General features: G+C 71.9%; 24 protein-coding genes. 14 read left to right on the top strand and 10 right to left on the bottom strand.

The features are described 5' to 3' along the window. Positions 1-179, bottom strand: a 179-nt coding sequence (locus IQ251_RS17025) for an SAM-dependent methyltransferase (RefSeq protein ID WP_193929604.1), incomplete at its 3' end; no start/stop codon positions are given. Between the two features lie 330 nt (positions 180-509). Here IQ251_RS17025 and IQ251_RS17020 point away from each other — a divergent pair. Beyond that, positions 510-1,148, top strand: coding sequence for an HD domain-containing protein (locus IQ251_RS17020; RefSeq protein ID WP_193929603.1), 639 nt, complete (start codon positions 510-512; stop codon positions 1,146-1,148). 206 nt (positions 1,149-1,354) lie between these two features. Here the strand turns inward: IQ251_RS17020 and IQ251_RS17015 are convergent, their stop codons facing one another. The 3 genes from IQ251_RS17015 to IQ251_RS17005 all read right to left on the bottom strand — a co-directional run bounded on the left by IQ251_RS17015 (position 1,355) and on the right by IQ251_RS17005 (position 4,291). After that, a complete protein-coding gene (locus tag IQ251_RS17015; protein WP_193929602.1) occupies positions 1,355-1,672 on the bottom strand; it encodes a hypothetical protein in 318 nt (105 codons plus the stop codon). Between the two features lie 124 nt (positions 1,673-1,796). Continuing rightward, positions 1,797-3,383 (bottom strand): FAD-dependent oxidoreductase, encoded by a 1,587-nt coding sequence (locus IQ251_RS17010; protein ID WP_193929601.1) that lies wholly within the window; start codon positions 3,381-3,383, stop codon positions 1,797-1,799. Between the two features lie 8 nt (positions 3,384-3,391). Further along, on the bottom strand, positions 3,392-4,291 hold the full coding sequence (locus tag IQ251_RS17005; protein ID WP_193929600.1) for an AurF N-oxygenase family protein: 900 nt from the start codon (positions 4,289-4,291) through the stop codon (positions 3,392-3,394). Positions 4,292-4,399: 108 nt separating this feature from the next. Between IQ251_RS17005 and IQ251_RS17000 the strand changes: the two genes are divergently transcribed. Further along, a complete protein-coding gene (locus IQ251_RS17000) occupies positions 4,400-5,086 on the top strand; it encodes a TetR/AcrR family transcriptional regulator (protein WP_193929599.1) in 687 nt (228 codons plus the stop codon). A 25-nt stretch (positions 5,087-5,111) separates the two neighbouring features. Here the strand turns inward: IQ251_RS17000 and IQ251_RS20035 are convergent, their stop codons facing one another. Further along, positions 5,112-5,234 carry a hypothetical protein gene (locus IQ251_RS20035; RefSeq protein WP_255526613.1) on the bottom strand — a complete coding sequence of 41 codons (123 nt, stop codon included), beginning with the start codon at positions 5,232-5,234 and terminating at the stop codon, positions 5,112-5,114. A 69-nt stretch (positions 5,235-5,303) separates the two neighbouring features. Then, on the bottom strand, positions 5,304-5,771 hold the full coding sequence (locus IQ251_RS16995) for a PPOX class F420-dependent oxidoreductase (RefSeq protein ID WP_193929598.1): 468 nt from the start codon (positions 5,769-5,771) through the stop codon (positions 5,304-5,306). A 363-nt stretch (positions 5,772-6,134) separates the two neighbouring features. Between IQ251_RS16995 and IQ251_RS16990 the strand changes: the two genes are divergently transcribed. The 5 genes from IQ251_RS16990 to IQ251_RS16970 all read left to right on the top strand — a co-directional run bounded on the left by IQ251_RS16990 (position 6,135) and on the right by IQ251_RS16970 (position 9,753). Continuing rightward, a complete protein-coding gene (locus IQ251_RS16990) occupies positions 6,135-6,566 on the top strand; it encodes a hypothetical protein (protein WP_228047296.1) in 432 nt (143 codons plus the stop codon). A gap of 202 nt (positions 6,567-6,768) precedes the next feature. After that, positions 6,769-7,821 carry a translation initiation factor eIF-2B alpha/beta/delta subunit family protein gene (locus IQ251_RS16985; protein ID WP_193929597.1) on the top strand — a complete coding sequence of 351 codons (1,053 nt, stop codon included), beginning with the start codon at positions 6,769-6,771 and terminating at the stop codon, positions 7,819-7,821. Beyond that, on the top strand, positions 7,818-8,537 hold the full coding sequence (mtnC, locus tag IQ251_RS16980; protein WP_193929596.1) for an acireductone synthase: 720 nt from the start codon (positions 7,818-7,820) through the stop codon (positions 8,535-8,537). Before IQ251_RS16985 ends, mtnC begins: the two co-directional genes overlap by 4 nt. After that, positions 8,534-9,181: a methylthioribulose 1-phosphate dehydratase gene (mtnB, locus tag IQ251_RS16975; RefSeq protein ID WP_193929595.1), complete on the top strand. Its 648-nt coding sequence runs from the start codon at positions 8,534-8,536 to the stop codon at positions 9,179-9,181. The genes mtnC and mtnB overlap by 4 nt, the downstream gene beginning before the upstream one ends. Continuing rightward, the gene (locus IQ251_RS16970) at positions 9,178-9,753 is read left to right on the top strand and encodes a 1,2-dihydroxy-3-keto-5-methylthiopentene dioxygenase (protein ID WP_193929594.1); all 576 of its coding nucleotides are present in this window, start codon (positions 9,178-9,180) and stop codon (positions 9,751-9,753) included. Before mtnB ends, IQ251_RS16970 begins: the two co-directional genes overlap by 4 nt. A gap of 39 nt (positions 9,754-9,792) precedes the next feature. Here the strand turns inward: IQ251_RS16970 and IQ251_RS16965 are convergent, their stop codons facing one another. After that, entirely contained in the window at positions 9,793-10,527 is a 735-nt protein-coding gene (locus IQ251_RS16965) for a M24 family metallopeptidase (protein WP_193929593.1), read from the bottom strand. A 245-nt stretch (positions 10,528-10,772) separates the two neighbouring features. Between IQ251_RS16965 and IQ251_RS20130 the strand changes: the two genes are divergently transcribed. Further along, complete coding sequence (locus IQ251_RS20130) at positions 10,773-11,342, top strand: hypothetical protein (protein WP_193929592.1); 570 nt, start codon at positions 10,773-10,775, stop codon at positions 11,340-11,342. Further along, positions 11,336-12,376: a hypothetical protein gene (locus tag IQ251_RS16955; protein ID WP_193929591.1), complete on the top strand. Its 1,041-nt coding sequence runs from the start codon at positions 11,336-11,338 to the stop codon at positions 12,374-12,376. The genes IQ251_RS20130 and IQ251_RS16955 overlap by 7 nt, the downstream gene beginning before the upstream one ends. A gap of 18 nt (positions 12,377-12,394) precedes the next feature. Here IQ251_RS16955 and IQ251_RS16950 read toward each other — a convergent pair whose 3' ends face one another. Next, complete coding sequence (locus IQ251_RS16950; RefSeq protein ID WP_193929590.1) at positions 12,395-13,075, bottom strand: histidine phosphatase family protein; 681 nt, start codon at positions 13,073-13,075, stop codon at positions 12,395-12,397. A gap of 54 nt (positions 13,076-13,129) precedes the next feature. Continuing rightward, the gene (locus tag IQ251_RS16945) at positions 13,130-13,960 is read right to left on the bottom strand and encodes an undecaprenyl-diphosphate phosphatase (RefSeq protein WP_193929605.1); all 831 of its coding nucleotides are present in this window, start codon (positions 13,958-13,960) and stop codon (positions 13,130-13,132) included. Between the two features lie 303 nt (positions 13,961-14,263). Between IQ251_RS16945 and IQ251_RS16940 the strand changes: the two genes are divergently transcribed. From IQ251_RS16940 to IQ251_RS16930, 3 genes are all read left to right on the top strand, one after another. After that, positions 14,264-15,232 (top strand): aldo/keto reductase, encoded by a 969-nt coding sequence (locus IQ251_RS16940; RefSeq protein ID WP_193929589.1) that lies wholly within the window; start codon positions 14,264-14,266, stop codon positions 15,230-15,232. Positions 15,233-15,368: 136 nt separating this feature from the next. After that, positions 15,369-16,349, top strand: a complete 981-nt coding sequence (locus IQ251_RS16935) for a YncE family protein (RefSeq protein ID WP_193929588.1) — start codon at positions 15,369-15,371, stop codon at positions 16,347-16,349. Beyond that, on the top strand, positions 16,346-16,567 hold the full coding sequence (locus IQ251_RS16930; RefSeq protein ID WP_193929587.1) for a DUF5703 family protein: 222 nt from the start codon (positions 16,346-16,348) through the stop codon (positions 16,565-16,567). Before IQ251_RS16935 ends, IQ251_RS16930 begins: the two co-directional genes overlap by 4 nt. A gap of 9 nt (positions 16,568-16,576) precedes the next feature. On the opposite strand, the gene lplAB is transcribed toward IQ251_RS16930, so the two are convergent. After that, positions 16,577-17,650, bottom strand: a complete 1,074-nt coding sequence (gene lplAB / locus IQ251_RS16925) for a lipoate-protein ligase LplAB (protein ID WP_193929586.1) — start codon at positions 17,648-17,650, stop codon at positions 16,577-16,579. A 308-nt stretch (positions 17,651-17,958) separates the two neighbouring features. Between lplAB and IQ251_RS16920 the strand changes: the two genes are divergently transcribed. Together IQ251_RS16920 and IQ251_RS16915 are read left to right on the top strand one after the other, a co-directional pair. Then, positions 17,959-18,120, top strand: coding sequence for a hypothetical protein (locus IQ251_RS16920; RefSeq protein WP_193929585.1), 162 nt, complete (start codon positions 17,959-17,961; stop codon positions 18,118-18,120). A gap of 329 nt (positions 18,121-18,449) precedes the next feature. Further along, positions 18,450-20,990 (top strand): Tn3 family transposase (locus IQ251_RS16915; protein WP_193929584.1); only part of this gene is annotated, 2,541 nt, incomplete at its 3' end.

The raw sequence follows: 20,990 nt of genomic DNA, 5'->3' as shown, positions 1-20,990 counted from the left end.
GCGCGGTTGGCGCGAGCAGTGGCGGCCACGTCCGGCAGCACCGCCAGCTGCTGCTCGGCCGCCGCCCGGTCGACGGCGAAGTTCTGCGACCCGCCCAGGTAGTAGTCGTACATGCGGGCGGCGTTGGGACTGTCCAGGTCGAGCTCATCGGGCACGTCCGGCCCGTCATCGCGCACCATCGCCTCCGATCTTGGCAGGGCGCACCGTCCAGGACCACCCGATCGGAGAAGCGCGTGCGCGGCGGGCGCACCCGGACGAACGAGACCGACCACGGTGCTCGCGCACCCGGCTCGACCGGTCGAGCCGACGATCCGGCACCGCAGTAGCCTCAGGACGAGAACACGACAAGTCCAGGCGCGACACCGGCAGCGCACAGCGGCACAGCACCTCTCGCGCCGCGGCACCGGCCCGAGCACGGACGAGTGGTGCCTGGCGCTTCGGCCACCTGGACGGCGCGATCCCGGACGCGGCTGCGGACGGGTCGCCGACCGAGGAGGACACGAACGGGCATGGCTGAATCCATCGCGGGCGTGCAGATCCCGGACAGCGCCCTGGCGCGCGAGGCCACCGACCTGGTGCGCGGCGCGGCGTCACCGATGCTGTTCGACCACTCGCGGCGGGTGTTCCTGTGGGGCTCGCTGCGCGGCCAGGAACAGGACCTGCAGGTCGATCCGGAACTGCTCTACGTGGGTGCGCTGTTCCACGACCTCGGGCTGACCCAGCACTACGGGCGCACCGACCAGCGCTTCGAGATTGACGGTGCCGACCAGGCGCACCGGTTCCTGGCCGAGCACGGCATCACCGGCGAGCCCGCCGACCGGGTGTGGACCGCGATCGCCCTGCACACCACCCCGGAAGTCCCGCTGCACATGGCACCGGAGATCGCGCTGCTCACCCGCGGTGTCGAGCTCGACGTGCTCGGCACCGGCTACCACGCGGTCACCGAGCAGCAGCGCGAGGCGGTCGTGGCCGCGCATCCGCGAACCGACTTCAAGAACCGGATCCTGGCCGCGTTCACCGCGGGCACCCAGGACCGGCCGGCCACGACGTTCGGCACGGTCAACGCCGACGTGCTGGCCCACTTCCTGCCGGGCTTCCTGCGCGACGACTTCGTCGAAATCATCAAGAACTCCGACTGGCCGGAATAGCCCCACACCGCACCGCGAGATGCGCTCCCGCGTCCGGGCACGCGTGCGTTGCCGCCCGTCCCGTGCAGCGAGGGATGCCGAACACGTCGCCCACCGGGGGCATTCGTGGCTCTGCGGCTCTATGACCAGGCCGGGTTCGCCGCACTGCGCGACTACCACGACCGCGCGCACCCCGACCGCGCGGCGGACTGACCCGCCGGCGCTGCTCAGCGGCGGCGCAGCACCGCCCGCAACTCGCTGCGGCGCGTCGTCGGCGGCACCGACCGCACCAGGCCGGACGAAGGGGGTGCCTCCCGTCCAGGAGCACCCGCGATCCGCTGCACACCGCGGTGCACGAGCCCGCTCACGAGCACGAGCACCAGGACGAACACCGCCCAGGACAGCAGCGACGAGCCCGCCCGGTGCAGCACCAGCTGCCCGGCCAGGACGCCCGGGAGGGCACTGGCACCGTCGAGCAGGAAGACCGCTGTCGGCGAGGTGCGCCACCAGCGGCGCACCCGCCGGGCTCGGCCGGTCGCGGACATGTCCGCGATCCTGCCGAAAGCACCCGCCCGGGCGCCATGACGCCGGCCACGTGGCCGGCGGGTGTGCGGGACGCCCCCTTGCGCTCGCCCCGCACACCCGGTGCCCCGCCTCCCCTCGGAGGCGTCAGCGCCTGCGGCGACCCGCGGCCAGCAGATCGGGCAGCGTCGCGAACTTCACCCGGGGCCGACCCACCCGGCGGCCGCGGGCGCGTTCGCTGCGATCGATCGACTCCGCCTCGCGCCACCCCAGGGCCTGCGGGCTGCGAGCGCGCACGAGCCGCTCGAAATCGCCGGCACCGGCCGTAGGTCCGCGCAACGTCCCGGCCTGGATATCGTCGAGCACCGCGTCCACGGTTTCGGCCGCGCAGCCGCGGTTGGCGCCGATCCCGCCGCGCGCACCGCGTTTGGCCCAGCCGACGACGTAGGTGCCCGGTTCGACCCGGCCCGCCGTGTGCGGAATCGTGCCGGTGTGTTCGTCGAAGGCCACCCCGGGCACCGGGGTGCCGCGGTTGCCGATCGCCCGCACCACCAGGCCTGCCGCGATGTCGGTGCCGGCCGTGCGCACCGCCTGCACCCGGTCGCTGCCCAGCAGCTGCTCAGGTGCCGAGTGGAACCGCAGCACCAACCGCGCGCCCGGTGCGGGCGGCTGCTGCCAGTCGTGCCCGCGCACCGGCAGCTGCGCCAGCACGCCCGCGGTCGAGGCCGGATCGGCCGCCGCGATCGCGGCGCCGGGATCACCGTGGTCGTCCACGACGATCTCGATGCCCAGCCGGTCCCGCAGGTCCAGGAACTCCGGGATGGTGTAGGCGGCCTCGGCCGGCCCGCGCCGGGCCAGCAGCACCACCTCGCGCACCGCCGAGCGGCGCAGCGCGGCCAATGCGTGCTCGGCGATGTCGGTGCCGGCCAGCTCGTCGGGATCCGACAGCAGGATGCGGGCCACATCCAGGGCCACGTTGCCGGTGCCGACCACGACCGCGCGCTGCGCGGACAGGTCCACCGCCTCGGCGCCGACGTCGGGGGCGGCGTTGCACCAGCCCACGAAGTCGGTGGCCGGGATGCTGGCGGTCAGTTCCTCACCGGGGATGCCCATCCGGCGGTCGCCGGCGGCACCTACCGCGTAGATCACCGCGTGGTGGTGGGTCTGCAGGTCCTGGTGGGTGAGTTCGTTGCCGACGTCGACGTTGAGGTGCATCCGAACCCGCGGGTGCTGGAACGCGGTGGCGAAGCTGTGCCAGATCCGTTTGGTGGAGGGGTGGTCCGGTGCGACCCCGTAGCGGATGAGCCCGCCGGGCACCGGGGAGCGGTCGAGCACGGTGATCTCGGCTTCGGTGCTGCGCAACAGGTTCTGCACCGCGTAGCCGGCGGCCGGTCCGGTGCCCACGACCGCGACCCGCGGCGCGGCCAGCTCTCTCGGCAGCGACCGCGGGAACCGCGGGGCCGACCACGTGTCGTCGGCCTCGCCGGTGAAGTGGCGGCGGTTGAGCTCGGCGTGCGCGGCGTCGGCACCGAAGAGCCGGTCGACCGGGAAGATCGCCTCCACTGGGCACGCGTCGGCGCAGGCGCCGCAGTCGATGCAGGTGCGCGGGTCGATGTAGAGCGTGTCGGTCGTGCCGAAATCGGGCTCGTCGGGCGTGGGATGGATGCAGTTGACCGGGCACACCGCCACGCACGAGGCGTCCGCGCAGCAGGTCTGGGTGATCGCGTAGGCCATGGCGCGGCTCAGATCATGTTCGCGCGCCGGTACAGCGACACGGCCGGGCCGGTCAGCAACCGCGCTTCGGACAGGAATTGCATGAGCCCGGCGCAGGCGTTGCGCAGCATGGACTTGCGGTGCTCGTTGGCCTTGGCCGCGGCCAGCGCCTCCCGCGTGTCCAGACCGGCGGCCCGATACACGCCCGGGTGCACCAGCGCCTGCACGATGACCACGGCCACCGCGGCGATCAGGGTGGCGCTGCCGGCGCGGCGCAGGGACCCGATGCCGTCCATGTGCTCGCGGACCTCTTGGCGGGCGAACTTCATGTGCCGGGATTCCTCCAGCACGTGGATCTTGGAGCTGGTGCGCACGATGTCGAGCACGTTCTCGCCGCGCATCCAGTCGCGCTGCATGACGTCGAGGACTTCTTCGGCCACCAGCGTTCCGCCGTAGGCGACTTCGCCGCCGGCGGTGGATTTCAGCAGCCGGGCGAGTTCGACGATGGCGCGGTTCGGGGAGAACTTCGGGGCGTCGAGCTTCTCGCAGATGCGCGCGAACATGATGGAGTGCCGGCATTCGTCGGCGATTTCGGTCAGCGCGAACTGGAACTGCGGGTCGGCGGGGTTGTTCATGTATTGGTCGCGCAGGATCATCTGCTGCAGGATCATTTCGAACCAGATCCCGGTGTTCATGATCGAACACACTTCGTAGCGGGTCAGCGCCACCCGCTGGTCCTGGCTCATCCGGTCCCACAGCGGCGTGCCGTACAGGGTGCTCCATTCCGGATTGAGCCCGTACTCGTCGTCGGGAAGTGGTGCTTCCCAATCGATTTCGGCGTCCGGGTCGTAGGACAACGTCGCCGAGGACTCCAGTAGGCGCCGGGACACGTCGTCTCCGGCGGTCCGGGTCGCAGCCTCGATGGTCATGGTCCGCACCTCCCTGCACTCGACCGTACTTAAAGTAACAGGAACAGACTGTACCCCCTACTTGTGGTGCGGTACAGCACTCCCGGCCATCCGGCTAGCATCGGATGCATGACGAGCTCATCGGCACTGGACACCACCGATGGCCGCACCACCCGCTGGGCCGGCCACCGGCAACGCCGCCGCCGCGAGTTCGTCGACGCGGCACTGCGGGCCGTGGCCGAACACGGACCCGAGGTCTCGGTCGAGCAGATCGCCGATCAGGCCGGCGTCGCCCGCACCCGGCTGTACAAGCACTTCACCGACGCCGCCGACCTGCACACCGCCGTGGCCGACCGCGTCACCGAACTCATCCACGCCGAACTCGCCCCGGTGTGGAACCCGCAGGGCACGCCGCTACAGATGATCCGCGCCGCCATCGGCGCCCACATCGGCTGGCTGTCCGACCACGGCAACCTGCACCGCTACCTGACCAGCCACGCCGCCACCACCCAGCACGGCCACTCCGCGGTCAACGGCGTCAAGACCGCGATCGCCGAACACCTCACCGCTCTGTTCCGCACCTATTCGGCAGGTTTGCGCGCCGAGACCACCGCGGCCGAACCGCTGGCCTTCGGCATCGTCGGCCTCGTGGAGACCAGCACCACCCGGTGGCTGGAAAGCCCCGCCGGGATGCCGCGCGACGAACTCACCGACCTGCTCACCGACTGGGTGTGGCGGCTGCTCGACGACACGCTGCGCTCCGCCGGCGCCACCCTCGACCCCGACCAGCCGGTACCGACGCACCCACGGCCGTGACCGGGCTCGACCCGGCCGTGCGCGGTCAGCGCCGCGTGCAGGATCCGGCGCTGGGCAGCCGGATGAGCCCGGTGCGCTCGTCGAGCCGCCGCACCGGCGCATGCCCCGGATCACCGCGGGTCATCGCCTCGGTCGTCGAGGCGAACACCCGCGCCCACCGCAGGGGACAGCTCGATGACCCGCGTCGCCACCGGCGCACTGTCGGCGACAACGGTGGTCAGTCCTCGGCCAGCCGCGGCGGGAAGCCACCGGTGGCCACCGGACCCCAATCCTGGATGCTGATCCGCAGCAGCGACTTGTCCTGGCGCGCCATGGCCGCCCGGTACTCGTCCCAGTCCGGGTGCTCCCCGGAGATGCTGCGGAAGTACTCGACCAGCCCGTCCAATGCCTCGGGCATGTCCAGCACCTCGGCGTGCCCGTCGACCTGCACCCACGGGCCGTTGAACTCCTCGGACAGCACGCACATCGAGACCTGCGCATCACGGCGGGCATTGCGGGTCTTGGCCCGTTCCGGGTAGGTCGCAACCACCAGGCGCTCCTGCCGATCCAGCCCGCAGGTCACCGGTGACAGCTGCGGACCGCCGGCGGCACGGCTGGTCAGCAGCACGCCGCGGTGGCGCGGCCGCAGGAACTCCAGCAGCCCGGCGCGGTCGACGCGGTCGGCGGTGGCGATCTTCGGGGCCATGCAGAACCTCCCGGTGCGGATGCGGCGCGGCGAGTCTACCGCCGCCGCCGGCGGCGTCCCGGGACCTGCGCGACTCCCCGCACCGTCCGATGCGGACAGTGATCACCCGACCGCGTGTGTCCCGGCTGAATCCCCGCGTGCACCACGGGAATCGACCCAACCGATCACCTTCCGTGAAACCCGGCGGGGCAGACATCTCCGGCGCTTCCCCCGAACAGCGGTACCCCGCGGAGGAAGTCGGATCAGGAGAGCTGGGAAACACAGGGGTGTTGGTTATCTGTCCGTTACCGGTAGGGTCTGCGCAGCCGGACGGCCCCACCGCCCGGCGACCTTGCCCGTTTGCTCCCCGCAGAGTCGATTCGGATGACTATTCAAGACGAGCGCGCACGACCGTGGTTCCAGCCACTGGTCCCGTCGGGCCAGGACCGCGACCGGTCCGGCTCCGGGCCGCTGACCACCCGCATCGCGGGCCAGCTCCCCCTCGACGAACTCCCCGCCCCGACACCGCAACCCGGCCCCGACCGGGTCGAGGTCACCCAGCCCTACATCCCCGCGATCCGCGACGAACAGCCGGAATTCGCCAAGCGGCTCAACCCCGACCCCGCCACCGAGCCCGCGCCGGCCACCCCCCGCCTCGACCCCACCCCGGACGCCGGCGCCCCGCCCGCACCGGACGCGCCGACCACGCGCGCCCGACCGGCCCCGCCGCCGCGCAAACGCAGCCTCATGCGCCGCGTCGTGCGCAGCATCATCGGCCCCGACCTGCTGCGCAAAGACCCGCCCAAGCGCCGCTGAGCCCACCGCGACCGCGCGGGATCACCGCCGATCCCTCCGGCCGCGCCGGCCACCGAACCGCCACACCCCGCGCTGCGAGCGCGGGGTGGCGCACGCGCGCGCATCGGGCCGCTGACCCCCCGACCCGCGCGCTCCCGCGATACGGACCCGCCCCGCAGGATCAGTAAGGTGGCCGCGACCCACCCCCCCACGGAGGTTGCCGATGCCGCCGCTGGCCGACGACGCGCTGCTGCCCACCCTGGCCGACAGCGTTCGCCCGGACGAGGACGGCGTGCACATTCTCGACCGCCGCGCCTTCCCGTTCCAGCAGCACTGGGTGCACGCCCGCACCGTCGACGACGTGGCCACCGCCATCGAAGACATGGTCACCCAGTCCTCCGGGCCCTACTTCGCCGTGCTGTGGGGCATGGTGCTGGCCGCACGCGACGCGGCCCATCGACCCGACCCGCACACCCACATGCACCACGCCGCCGCGCGGCTCGTGCGCACCCGGCCCACCAACGACCAGCCGCGCATCGCCACCGAGCACGTGCTGCGCGCCACCGCCGACTGCGCCGCCGCCGACCTGCCCGGCATCGCCGAAACCGCCGCACGCGAGGCCGAACGCGAATACCGCGACCGCAGCGCCCGCATGGGCCGCGCCGCCGCCGACCTGCTCGACGACGACGCCCGCGTGCTCACCCACTGCTGGGGCGACCTCTACCTCGTCGGCCTCGTGCACGCCGCCCAGCAGCAGGGCAAACACCTCTCCTTCGTGTGCACCGAAACCCGCCCCTACCTGCAGGGCGCCCGGCTGACCGCGCACACGCTCGCCGAACTCGACGTGCCCACCACCCTGGTCACCGACGCGATGCCCGCCGCGCTGCTGCGCGCCGGCGACATCGACGCCCTGGTCACCGCCAGCGACCGCATCAGCATGGACGGCCACGTCATCAACAAGATCGGCACCCTGCAGCTGGCCGTGGCCGCGCACACCTTCGGCGTGCCCTTCCACGCCCTGTGCCACGCCCCCGACCCGGACTCGCCGACCGGCGCCGACGTGCCCATCGAGTTCCGCGACGGCGACGAGGTGCTGCACGCGCTCGGCCACCGCACCGCCAGCCCCCTCGTCGAAGGCCGCTACCCCGCCTTCGACGTCACCGACCCCCGGTTCGTCACCACCGTGGTCACCGACCGCGGTGCGTACCCGCCCGGCGACCTGGCCGGGTACTGGACCGCGCAGCCGCAGCAACACCGACAAGGGACACCGCAGTGAGCACAACCGTCGCGGCCCGCTGGGTCGTGCTCGACATCGAAGGCACCCTCACCGCCACCAGCCAGGTGCACGAGGTGCTCTACGACTACGCCCGCCCCAGACTCGGCCCCTGGATCGACGCGCACCCCGACGATCCGGCCGTGGCCGCCGCCGTCGCCGACATCATCCGCGAGGCCGACCTGCCCGCCGACGCCGGCACCGAGCAGATCACCACCGTGTTGCACGCGTGGATGGACGCCGACCGCAAAGCCACCGCGCTGAAAACCCTGCAGGGCCAGATCTGGCAGGACGGCTACACGCGCGGCGCGCTGACCACCGACTACTTCCCCGACGTGGTCCCGGCGCTGCGCACCTGGCACGACCGCGGGCTGCAGCTGGCCGTGTTCTCCTCCGGCTCGGTCACCGCACAACGCGCCTCCTTCTCGCACACCACGCACGGCGACCTGCGTGAGCTGTTCGACGCCCACTTCGACACCGCCAACGCCGGCCCCAAGCGCGAACCCGACTCCTACCGCGCCATCACCGCACACCTGCAAGCCCCACCCGAACAGATCGTGTTCTGCTCCGACGTGCCCGCCGAACTCGACGCGGCCGCAGCCACCGGCTGGCACACCCTCGGACTCGCCCGACCCGCAGAACCCTTCGCCGACGCCGACTTCGGTGACCACCCCGCGGTGACCAGCTTCGACGACGTGCACCTGGAGGCGACCCGATGAGCACCGGATCCACTGTGGACACCGACGAGCTGCACCGTGCCGGACACGTGCTGGCCGCCGAATCAGCCCGCTACGCCGCGCTCGGCTGGATGCGCGGCTCCTCCGGCAACCTCTCCCAAGTCCTGCGCCACGACCCGCTGCAGCTGGCCGTGACCGCCAGCGGCCTGGACAAGGGCGAACTCACCGACCACGACGTCGTCGCCGTGGACCGCACCGGCGCCGCCGTGCCCGGACAACCCCACCCGCAACGCCCCTCAGCCGAAGCCGGCCTGCACGCCCGCATCGCCGAGGTCTCCGGCGCCGGCGCAGTCGTGCACGTGCACGCCCTGTCGGCCGTGCTGGCCGCCCACCACTGGCCCGCGGGCGTGGTGCTGTCCGACCTGGAAATGCTCAAAGGCCTGGGGCGCACAGCATCCGACACGATGACCGTGCCCGTGGTGGACAACAGCCAGGACATGCACGTGCTCGGCGACACCTTCCACACCGGCTACGACCCGGCCACCCCGGCGTTGATCGTGGCCCGCCACGGCCTGTACGTGTGGGGCCGCGACGTGCGCGAAGCCCGCCACCGCACCGAATGCCTGGACTGGCTGCTGCAGTTCACCCTGTCCGCGAACCGACCCGAGCAGGAGGCAATGGCATGACGCTGCTGACCGTCTGGCCCGACACCGGCCCGGACACCGTCGAGCTGCGCACCGAGGACCCGCAGGTCATCTCCGGTGTGCTGCAACCCTTCGGAGTCCGCTTCCAACGCTGGCAACTGCGCGACCTGCCCGCGCGCCCTACCTCCGACGAAGTCCTCGACGCCTACCGCGGCGAAGTCGACCAGGTCGTGCGCTCCGAGGGCTACATCAAGGTCGACGCGGCCGTGATGGTGCCCGACGACACCGACGACAACTGGCCGGCCCAAGCCAAGGCCGCCCGCGAGAAGTTCCTGTCCGAACACACCCACGACGACGACGAAGACCGCTACTTCGCCCGCGGCGCCGGCGTGTTCTACCTGCACTTCGACGACAAGATCTACGCCGTGCTCTGCGAAGCGGGCGACCTGCTCAGCGTGCCCGCCAACACCACGCACTGGTTCGACATGGGCACCCGCCCCGACTTCGTGGCCGTACGGTTCTTCCACGACGAGGACGGCTGGGTCGGCGACTTCTGCAACACCGACACCGCCGAGAAGTTCCCCTCCCTGGACGAGCTGCAAGCCACCCGCTAGCACCCGCGGCCCCACCACCCCACCGGTGGTGGGGCCACTTCACGGCGCGGTCAACACCCGCGGCCCCCGCTCGGTGACCGCCACCATGTGCCCCACGTGCACCGCGCAGCTGCCGTCCCGCGTGCGCACCACACCCTCGACGTCCGCGTCGACCGCATCACCACCCCCGGCCAGCAGCACCGGGTCGATCACCACCACCATGCCCGGCCGCAGCGGCGCACCCCGACCCGGCCGCCCCACGCGGGGCACGAACGGCGCCGCCCGCACCGCACGACCCACTCCCCCCAACCCGGCCGGGACCCCGAACCCGCCGCCGCGCAGCACCACACCGACCGCGTGCGCGACATCGCCGACCCGACCGCCCGCACGCGCCGCCGCGATCCCATCGGCCAACGCCGCCTGCCCGGTACCCACCAGGTCCACCGCAGCCGATGCCCCGACCGGCACCGTCACCGCCGCCGCAGCGCACCAGCCCTGCAGCCGGGCGCCACAGACCACACCGACCAGATCCCCGTCGCACAGGCGCGTGCCGTCCGGCACACCGCCGAGCACGGCATCGTTGACCGACGTGCCGATCGCGCCCGCACCCGACCGCGGCGCCCACCCGGCAGGCACCGCCCCGGCCCCGTCGAGCACCTCGCGCGCCACCGCGTCGAGCTCAGCACACCGCACCCCGACCGCGGTGTGCTCCCGAACCGCCGCCAACGCCTGCGCCACCACCCGCCCGGCCTCGCGCAGCGCATCGAGTTCGCCACTGCTGCGCAGCTCGATCACCCGCACCTCCCTCGAACCACCACGACGTGTGCCCCCACAGACACCCATCGTCGCCGCACAACCCGATTCCGTCACCTGAGACCGACATCACCCCCACCCCCGCGACACCCGCGTGCGCAGCACAAGATCGCCCGAACAGCCGACATCGGCACCGACCGGGCAGCACAAGATCGTCACGAATTCGCTACGATTCGCCAGCCGAGTCGGGGGACGAAGCACAGACACCGAGCCGAGGAGCCGTCCAGGTGCCCGCCAACCGCCCCGATCCGCTGCGCCGCTGGTGGTGGAAGACCCCCCTCGCCGCACGACTCGTACCCGCCGCGGCCCTGCTGGCCGCCACCGGAGCAGGCGCCGCCTCCACGCTGCCCGACCAGCACCAGCCGCAGGCCGCACCGCCGCCCCCGCACAGCAGCACGCCGCACCCCGCGCCGCCCAGCGACCCGACGCCGGCACCACCGCCACCGCCGGAACCGGGCCCCACCAGCACCGCAGCCGCGGACACCCCCACCCCCAGCACGACCACCGAGCAACCCACCCCCGAACCGGCCCCCGACACCGGCACCCCCACCCCGGACACCACCGACACCCCGGACGACACACCCCCTCCCGAACCGCCGCCCACCCCCGAGGACGGCACCGACCCCACCCGACCCAGCACAACCACCACCACGACCACCACCGAGTGGGTGCCCGAAGCCCGGGACGGCCAGCGCTGCCGCTCCCAAGGCTCCTTCGCGCAGGACCCCGACGGCTCCGCGCTGAGCTGCCAACGCGATGACGACGACGGCGAACTGAGGTGGACCGACGAATGGTGAACCGCACCGACCCCGAGCACGCGACCGACCGGCTGCCCACCGACCAGCTCCCCGGCGCCGACACCGGGTTGCTCACCACCGGCGCCTACCGGCCCACCTGCCCCGACGGGCACGGCGACCTCGCCGACGACGGCGCCGCGCTGAGCTGCCCGCAGTGCGGCCGCACCGACAGCACCGGCACGTCCATGCTGGCCAACCTGCTCAGCCCCGACCTCGGCCGCCTCAACCAGCCGCTGCAGGTCGACCCGGACAACCCCTCGGTCGCCCGGACCCAGGAGCTCGTCCCCGTGCGCCCCGAGGACCTCGCCGGCCCGACCGAGACCGAACCCGAGGCCACCGCACCCGACGACCGCACCGACCTCGTCGCACCCGTGGCCGAGCCCGTGGGCACCGAGCCCGACGACAACACCGACCTCGTTGCACCCGAGGCCGAGCCCGCGCCGACCGAACCCCCCACCGAGGAGGCACCGAGACCCGCACCGAACCCGGCCGACGACCACCCCACCGAATGGTTCGGCCCCGTGCGCGAACCCCTCGGCAAACTGCACTCCGCGACCACCCGCGACGAGCTCGTCGACCCCGACGACCCCGGTGAGCACCCCACCCCCGACCTCACCACGCACGCCCGCGGGACCCGCGACGACGGCACCATCCGCACCACCGGATGGCTGCAGATCGGCTCCCTGTCCATCAGCTCCGGTGTCTGGGCCGCCCTCGCCGGAGCAACAGCCGGCTTCGCCCTGCCCACCGGCGCGCTCTGGCCCGCGCTCGTGCTCGCCGCCCTGGCCTGGTGCGCCTGGTTCGCCACCACCCGCTGGTGGCGCCCGGCCTCACCCGCCCGCAACCGCGAACGGCTGCCCGCCGACCAGCTACAACCCGACACACCCATCCGCATCCACGGGCCCATCGGGCCGGTCGGCGTCGTCGACGAAACCACCCGTACCGCCGAGCGCGTCCACATCCGGTTCATCGGCGGAACCCAACGCATCACCGCCGCCGACGCCACCTGCCACGTCGTCGACCTCCGCGGCTGACCCCGGACCGGCCCGCCGTCACGAGGTGCCGGTCGAACCCCCCACGACCGCATCCGAGGACGCCTGCTGCTGCGGCTCCGGCGGCAGCAGCCCCGACACGTCCGGACCGGTGTCGTTGACCCGCAACACGAACGGCCGCGTCTCGGTGAACCGCACCACGCTCACCGAACACGGCTCCACCACCAAGCGCTGGAACACGTCCAGATGCATCCCCAGCGCATCCGCCAGCACGGCCTTGATCACATCACCGTGCGAACACGCCAACCACACCGCCTCCGCGGGCAACCGCCGGTCGATCTCGCGCACCGCGGCCACCGCCCGCGCCTGCACCTGCGCCAATCCCTCACCACCGGGGAACACCGCCGCCGACGGGTGCTGCTGCACCACCGTCCACAACGGTTCCTCGACCAGCTCGGAGACCTTGCGCCCGGTCCAGTCGCCGTAATCGACCTCGGCCAACCGGTCCTCGACCACCGCCGCCAGCTCCCGCTGCGCCAGCAGCGGCTGCAGCGTCTGCGCGCAGCGCTGCAACGGGGAGGTGTACACCGCCGACAACGGCACCCCCGACAACCGCTGCACCAGACCCGAAGCCTGGCCCAGCCCGGTCTCGTCGAGATCCACACCGGGGCTGCGCCCCGCCAAGGTTCCCGCACCGTTGGCCGCCGAACGCGCGTGCCGCAACAAGATGAGCGTCGCCACACCCCGAGGGTAGGCCGCCCGCACCCGCGACCCGACCCACCCCCGCCGCGGCGATCACGGCTGCAGCAGACCCGCCCCCAACAACGCGAACACCAGCAGCCCCAGCACGATCCGGTACCACACGAACACGTACACGCTGTGCCGCTGCACGAACCGCAACAGCCACGCGATCACCGCATAACCCACCGCGCCGGCCAGCACCGTGGCCACCACCATCTGCGCACCGCTGGGCTGCAAGCCCGCACCGTGCGACTCGAACACGTGCGGCACCTCCGACACCCCCGCCGCCAGCACCGCCGGAATCGCCAGCAGGAACGAGAACCGCACCGCCGTGGGCCGATCCAGCCCCAACGCCAGACCCGCCGTGATCGTTCCGCCCGACCGCGACACCCCCGGCACCAGCGCCAACGACTGCGCGAAACCCATGGCCACACCATCGGACAACCGCAGCCCGTCGTGCCCGCGCCGCTGTGCGCCGAACCGCTCGGCCAACCCCATCAGCACCCCGAACACGATCAGCATCGCCCCGGTGATCCACAGGCTGCGCAACGACGACCGGATCGCGTCCTGGAACAGCACCCCCAGCACCCCGATCGGAATGCTGCCCACGATCACGTACCACGCCAACCGGTAATCCAACGTCCGCCGCGCCTCGGCATCGACGAAACCGCGCAACCACACCGCCACCAACCGCACGATGTCCTTGATGAAGTACAGGACCACCGCCAACTCGGTGCCGATCTGCGTCACCGCCGTGAACGACGCACCCGCATCATCGCCGAAAAACAATTCCGACACGATCCGCAGATGCCCCGACGAGGAAATCGGCAGGAATTCGGTCAATCCCTGCACCACGGCCAGCACGACGGCCTGCAACCACGACAAAGAACCCACCCCGGCAAATCGGACCGAACCGAACACATTCCCCGATGCGCAGCCGAACCCGGCCACCCGCACGGATCATCCACCACCGCCGCCACCCGCGCGGAACCACCCGGACACCGGCAAGCCACCAGCGCACAGCGCCACCAGCGCAAAACCGGAACCCTGCGCACCGCACCATCCGACACGCCGACAGCAACCGAAAAACCACGAACAGGCGAAATCCAAGAAACGCCCGGGAGAATGACTCGCCGACCCGGCCAGCCTCACCACCCCGCACACCCCCGGCGCCTACCCTCACCCCCCGTGCAGCACCGACACCTCGGCCGCAGCGGCCTCCGCGTATCCCGCATCGCCCTCGGCACCATGACCTGGGGCCACGACACCGACACCGACGAAGCCGCCGCCCAACTCGACGCCTTCCACGAAGCGGGCGGCACCCTCGTCGACACCGCCGACCTGCACCACGAAGGCCGCAGCGAACACATCCTCGGCGACCTCCTGCACCACCACTTCCACCGCGACGACCTCGTCCTCGCCACCCGCGCGGCACCCCGCGGCCCCGCAGGCACCCCCACCTCCCGCGGCACCCTGCTCACCGCGCTGGACACCGCGCTGCGCCGACTGCGCACCGACCACATCGACCTCTGGCAGATCCCCGCCTGGGACCCCGCCGTACCCCTCGACGAAACCCTCGGCGCCATCGACACCGCCGTCACCAGCGGCCGCATCCGCTACGCCGGCGTGGCCAACCACACCGGCTGGCAACTGGCCACCGCCGCCCAGCACCAGCGCAACGCCCCCGGACGCACCCCCATCATCGCCGACCAGGTCGAGTACTCCCTGCTCGAACGCGGTCCCGACCACGACACCGCCCCCGCCGCCGAACACCACGGCACCGGCCTGCTCGCCTGGGCGCCCCTCGGCCGCGGCGTGCTCACCGGCAAGTACCGGCACACCACCCCACCCGACTCCCGCGCCGCCGGCGACCTCGCCGCCTACGTCGACCACCACCGCACCGACCGCGCCGCCCGCATCACCCAAGCGCTGGCCACCGCCGCCGACGGCCTCAACGCCGCCCCCGCCCACGTCGCCCTCGCCTGGATCCGCGACCGCCCCGCCGTCACCGCCCCCATCGTCGGAGCCCGCACCGCATCCCAACTCACCACCACTCTCGCCGCCGAAGACCTCACCCTGCCGCCGGCCATCCGCGCCGCCCTCGACGACATCAGCGCACCCCACCCGCACACCGACCCCGCACCCACCCCGCTCTGAAGCCACCCACCCCGCACGAGCCGCCACCACCCGCGCACACCGCCGGGGCCCCCACCGCGCAAGACACCCGGTCAGGGATGCTGGAACCAGCAGCCGCACCGCACCCCGCGGACGGGCACACCCAAGGAGGGCCTCGTTGCGTCGTCTGGTCATCACCTGCCTGGCCGCCACCCTGCTGACCGGCTGCGGCATGGACGACAGCGGCGACCCCCTCCAGGTCACCGACCAGCTCACCGCCGCCCAACCGGCACCCGCGCCCCGCGACACCCCACCGGCAGCAGGCACCGTGCACCCGGCACCGGCCATCCAGCACACCGCCTACGACGCCACCACCGGCACCCTGCTGACCACCAGCGCCACCACCCTCGCCGTGCGCACCCCCGGCGCCGAACAGCAGCGCACCATCGACCTGCCCGCCGCACCCGCCAGCCTGCGCACCGAGCACGGCCACGCCCTGCTGGCCCTGCCCGACGCCGACGCCGTCATCCGCGTCGACCTGCGCACCGGAGCCACCACCGACACCCCCGTGCCCGGCCGGCCCGTCGACGCCCTCGACCTCGGCCCCGACCGCATCGCCACGGCCCAGCAGGACACCCGCGAGGTCACCGTCCGCGAACACGGCCGGCCCAGCGCCACCGCCGCCGAGTTCGACGAACCCGCGCACCTGCTCACCACCGGCGGCGACCTCAACGTCCTCGACGAACTCACCACCTCGCTCACCCCGGTCGACCCCGCCACCGGCGAGAAGGGCGCCGGTCTGCGCGCAGGCGCAGGCGCCACCAACGCCGTGACCGACCGCTACGGCCGCATCCTGGCCATCGACACCCGCGGCGGCGAGCTCCTCGCCTTCTCCACCGACCCGCTGATCATGAAACAGCGCTACCCCGTCCCCGGCAGCCCCTACGGCCTGGCCTACGACCCCACCCGGGACATGGCCTGGACCACCCTCACCGAGACCAATGAACTCGTCGGCTACGACGTCACCGGCGGCCAACCGGAAGAACGCCACCGCATCCCCACCGTCAGCCAGCCCGACTCCGTGACAGCCGACCCGGAAACCGGCAAGATCTACGTCGCCTCCGCCAACGGCGCCGGAATACAGGTGGTGACACCGTGAGCACACCCGCGACGACCGCCGAACCCGACTGGGAATACCAGCCGCTGCGCCTGCCACCCGGGACCAGCCGGCTCAGCGCAGCCACCCAGCTCAGCGTGCACGCGGAATTCTCCGGCTGGGAACTGTTCCGCGTCCTGCTCTACGCCGACGGCACCCGCAAGGTCTGGCTGCGCCGCAAGCGCACCCGCACCACAGCGCCCACCACCCGACCGGCCTGACCGCACCGATCACGGCACCCGCGCGACCCACTCCGGCGTCGCGAACTTCTCCTCGATCAGCTGCTCGGCCCGCGCCTGCTCCACCGCGGTCACCGGACCGTCCACCAGGCCGAACCGAGCCCGAAAGCCCGCCACCAGCCGGTCGATGACCACCTCGCGGTCCAACCCCGTCTGCCGCCGCAGCGGGTCCACCCGCTTGTCCGCGCTGGCCGTGCCCTTGTCGGAGAGCTTCTCCTGACCCACCCGCAGCACCTGGCCCATCTTGGCCACATCGATGCTGTAGGACATCGTCACGTGGTGCAGCACCGCGCCGCCCTGCTCCCCCGCCGCGCTGCGATCGGCCACCCGCTTCTGCGCCGCACCACCGATCTTGCCGCCGTCCGAGGCGATGTCGTTGAGCGGCTCATACCACACGTTCAGCCCCAGCTCGCCCAGCACACCCAGCACCCAGTCGTCCAGGAACGCGTAGGAGTCGGCGAAGGACATCCCCGCCACCAGCGACGCCGGGGCGTACAGCGAGTACGTGACCGTGTTGCCCGGCTCCACGAACATCGCGCCACCGCCGGTGATCCGCCGCACCACCTCGACACCGGCCTCCTGCGCGCCCGCGGCGTCGACCTCGTTGCGCACCGACTGGAAACTCCCGATGATCACCGCTGGGCGCGCCCACTCCCAGAACCGCAACGTCGGGCCCCGCCGCCCGGCGGCGACCTCCTCGGCCAACACCTGGTCCAGCGCCATGTGCATCAACGGCACCTGCGGCCCGTCGTGCACCAGCTCCCACCGGTGATCCGTCCACTCCGAGGCCCGCGTCACCGCGCGCCGCACCGCGATGCCTACCGCCTCGGCGCTGAAACCCACCAAGCGCGCCGACTCCGGCAGCCCGGCACGCACCAGACCGGCCAGCTGCTCGGCATCCGCGCCCGCGGGCGCACCCTCCAGCGACCGGTTGACCTCCTCCAGCGCCTCATCGGGCTCCAGGAAGAAGTCCCCGCTCAACCGAACCCCGGACAACCGCCCGTCGACCACGTCGAGATCGACGACGACCAGCTTGCCCCCGGGGACCTTGTACTCACCGTGCACGACTCACTCCTGCGGTTTCGGGATCGACGCCGCCGACAACACCGCGGGCCGCCGACTATTCCGCCGCTGCAGGGTGAGCCCCGGCACCCGGGCCCAGCCGACGGCGATGACCAGCGGTGACATGGCGGCACGTGATGGATTCCGCACCGCCGACGCTCCACACAGGACGCCGCACCTGCGCCGGGGCCGCCACCCGCGCGGCGGCGTCCTTTCGGCTGACACCGGCTAATATCCGCACCACACACGTGCGATCTACATCACAGTCAACCACCATCGCCCCGTACTGCCCGTTCGCGAGAGGAACCGACATGACGATCTCCGAGCCGACCGCCGCACCCGATCTCGACCGCGGTGGCTCCGACCGGGAACCCGGGCAGTTCCCGCCGAGCGTCCCGCAACCCGGCGCCGAAACGCCGCCCACCGACCTCGGCGATCACGACGAGAGCCACCTCATCCGCGGTTACGACTGACCGCGCGCAGCCCGAAACCAGCGCTGTCCGCTTCCGCCTCATCGTTGCGGGGTTGTCCGTGGCGGCAACGAGTTGTGCCGAACAGGAATGAATTCAGTCCACACTGAAACATCGAAGCTAACAAGACTCGGAGCGCGCCGTCCACCACTGGTCGAAGGCGTTTCGGTAGCAGGCGCGCAGAAAACAACGGTTAGCCCTGTTCCTACTGGCCACAGGGCCGAGGTCGCTGACGCTCCGTGGGTGGCGGCCGAATGAGCCGCTGACGGGGCGGTGTTCGGTGGCGGTGAGGATGTGCTCCGTTCGTTGATCACTACGGGGCGGAGCGGTGGATGTCGACGAGGTTCTTCTCCGATGAGGAGATCGAGCGGCTGCGGTCGTGGCCTGCCGAGTTGGGCCGGGATGAGCTGATCCGGTACTTCACGTTGGGCTCGGATGATCGGGCGTGGTTGGAGCGGTCGGCTCGGGGGCAGGGCAATCGGCTGGGTTTGGCGGTGCAGCTGTGCACGCTTCCCTGGTTGGGTTTCGTGCCTGACGAGGTGCCGGCTGCACCGCGGGCGGCGGTGAATCGGCTGGTCGTGCAGCTCGGCGTTGGGTTGGCCGAGCTCGCCGGGTATGGGGCGCGGGAGCAGACCCGCACCGAGCATCTGCGGCTGGTGGCCGAGCGGCTGGGGTGGCGGTTGGCCAGGGATGCCGAGTGGAAAGACCTCGAGGAGTTCCTGTTGGCGCGGGCGATGGAGCACGACGCGCCGAGTGCGCTGTTTCGTGTGGTCTGCGAGTACTGCGCCGGTGCTCGGATCATCCGGCCTGGTGTGGTGCCGCTGATGCGCGCGGTCGCCACCGCACGGGAACGCGCCGTGGCCGAGACGTTCCTGCGGCTGGAGCCGCTGCTGGGGGCGCAGCGGCGGGAGGAGCTCGACGCGCTGCTGGTCGCGGGTGGGGATCTGCGGATCTCGCGGTTGGCGTGGCTGCACCGTGGGGCGACGACCGCGTCGCCGATGGCGATCCGGGCCGAGCTGGACAAGCTGCGGTTTTTGCGTGGGTTGGACGCGCACACCCTGGACTTGTCGATGCTGCCCGAGGCGCGACGTCGCCGGCTGGCCGGGATCGGCCGCCGCAGCACGAATCAGGCCCTGGCCCGTCGGGACGGCGACAAGAGGTATCCGGTGCTGCTGGCCACGGTCGCCGAGTGCGCAGTCGAGGTGCTCGACGAGGTCATCGGCATGTTCGACCAGGCCTTGACCGGAGTGGAGAACCGCGCGAAGCGCAAGCTCGACGATGTGCTGGCCCAGCGGGCCCGAGAGTCCGAGGACCGGCTGAACCTGCTGGAGGAAATCCTCGCGGTGGCCACCGATGTGGACGTGCCCGATACCGACGTCGGGCCCCGGTTGCGGCGCGGGATCGGCCTGGAACGGCTGCGCACCGCCCGGCGTGACCCCGCCGACCGGCTGCCGCGCGATCATGGGCATCTGGCGATGGTGGAGTCCAGCTTCACCTACCTGCGCGAGTTCGCCCCGCACGTCATCCGCGCTCTGTCGTTCGAGGCCGCGGTGGATGCTCGGCCGCTGCTCGAGGCCGTCGAGGTGCTGGCCGAGCTGTACGCCCGCGGTGGCCGGAAGGTGCCCGAGGGGGCGCCGACCGAGTTCGTGCCGAGTCGGTGGCGTGGCTACCTCGATCAGGCCGCCACCAGCGGCAACACGACCGCGTACCGGCATTACTGGGAGCTTGCCACCCTGTTGGGTTTGCGGGATGCGCTGCGGTCCGGGGATGTGTGGGTGCCGGGCTCGCGGCGGTTCGCCGACCCGACCACGTTCCTGCTGCCCGCGAGCCGGTGGGAGGCGCTGCGGGGCGAGTACTGCGCCCTGGTCGGCGCCCCGCAAGAGGCCGATGAGGCGCTCGAGAACGCGGGCGAGCAGTTACATGCCGCGCTGACCGAGCTCGAGCCGCTGCTGGCTTCCGGGGAGGGGCCGGTGCGCCTGACCGAGCGCGGTGAGCTCGTGGTCAACCGGCTGAGTGCCGAGGCGGTGCCGGATGAGGTCGAGCGGCTGCGCGGCCAGCTGCTCGCGCTGTTGCCGCGGCCGCAGTTGACCGAGCTGCTCATCGAGGTCGACCGGTGGGCGGACTGGTCGGATCAACTCACCCACGTCGGCGGCAAGACCCACCGTGAGCCGCAGCTGCGCCGCAACCTGTACGCGGCGATCCTGGCCCAGGCGTGCAACTTCGGCGTGAGCGCGATGGCCGAGGCCTCCGGGCTCTCGGAGGAGACGCTGCGCTGGACCACCGAGTGGTACCTGCGCGAGGACACGCTGCGGGCGGCGAACGCGACGATCGTCAACCATCACCACCGGCTGCCGCTGGCGTCGATGTGGGGCGGGGGCACGATGTCGTCCTCCGATGGGCAGCGGTTCCCGATGCGGGGCAAGTCGCTGACCGCGCGGGCGATGAGCCGCTACTTCGTCAACGAGGGGGTGGCCACCTACACCCACGTCTCCGATCAGCACTCCACCTACGGCACCAAGGTCATCCCGGTCACCGACCGCGAAGCCGTGTACGTGCTCGACGAGCTCCTCGGCAATGCCACCGATCTGCCGATCACCGAGCATGCCACCGACACCGCCGGGCAAACCCTGACGGTGTTCGCGCTGTTCGCTTTGACCGGCTTCACCCTGTCCCCGCGCATCCGCGACCTCGGCGGGATCACGCTGCACCGCCTCGACACGCGCAGGCAGACGACCAGCAGGTTTCCGAACGCGGGCGGTCTGCTGACCGGCACGATCGACACGGCGCTGATCCGCAGCCAGTGGGACGAGATGCTGCGGCTAGCCGCCTCCCTCAAGTACGGCCACGCCACCGCCTCGCTGGTGGTATCCAAA

This window comes from Saccharopolyspora montiporae (assembly GCF_015209505.1).
GTDB lineage: Bacteria > Actinomycetota > Actinomycetes > Mycobacteriales > Pseudonocardiaceae > Saccharopolyspora > Saccharopolyspora montiporae.
The sequence above is the reverse complement of the archived record's forward strand: the minus strand, read 5'-3'. Positions and strand labels throughout refer to the sequence as shown.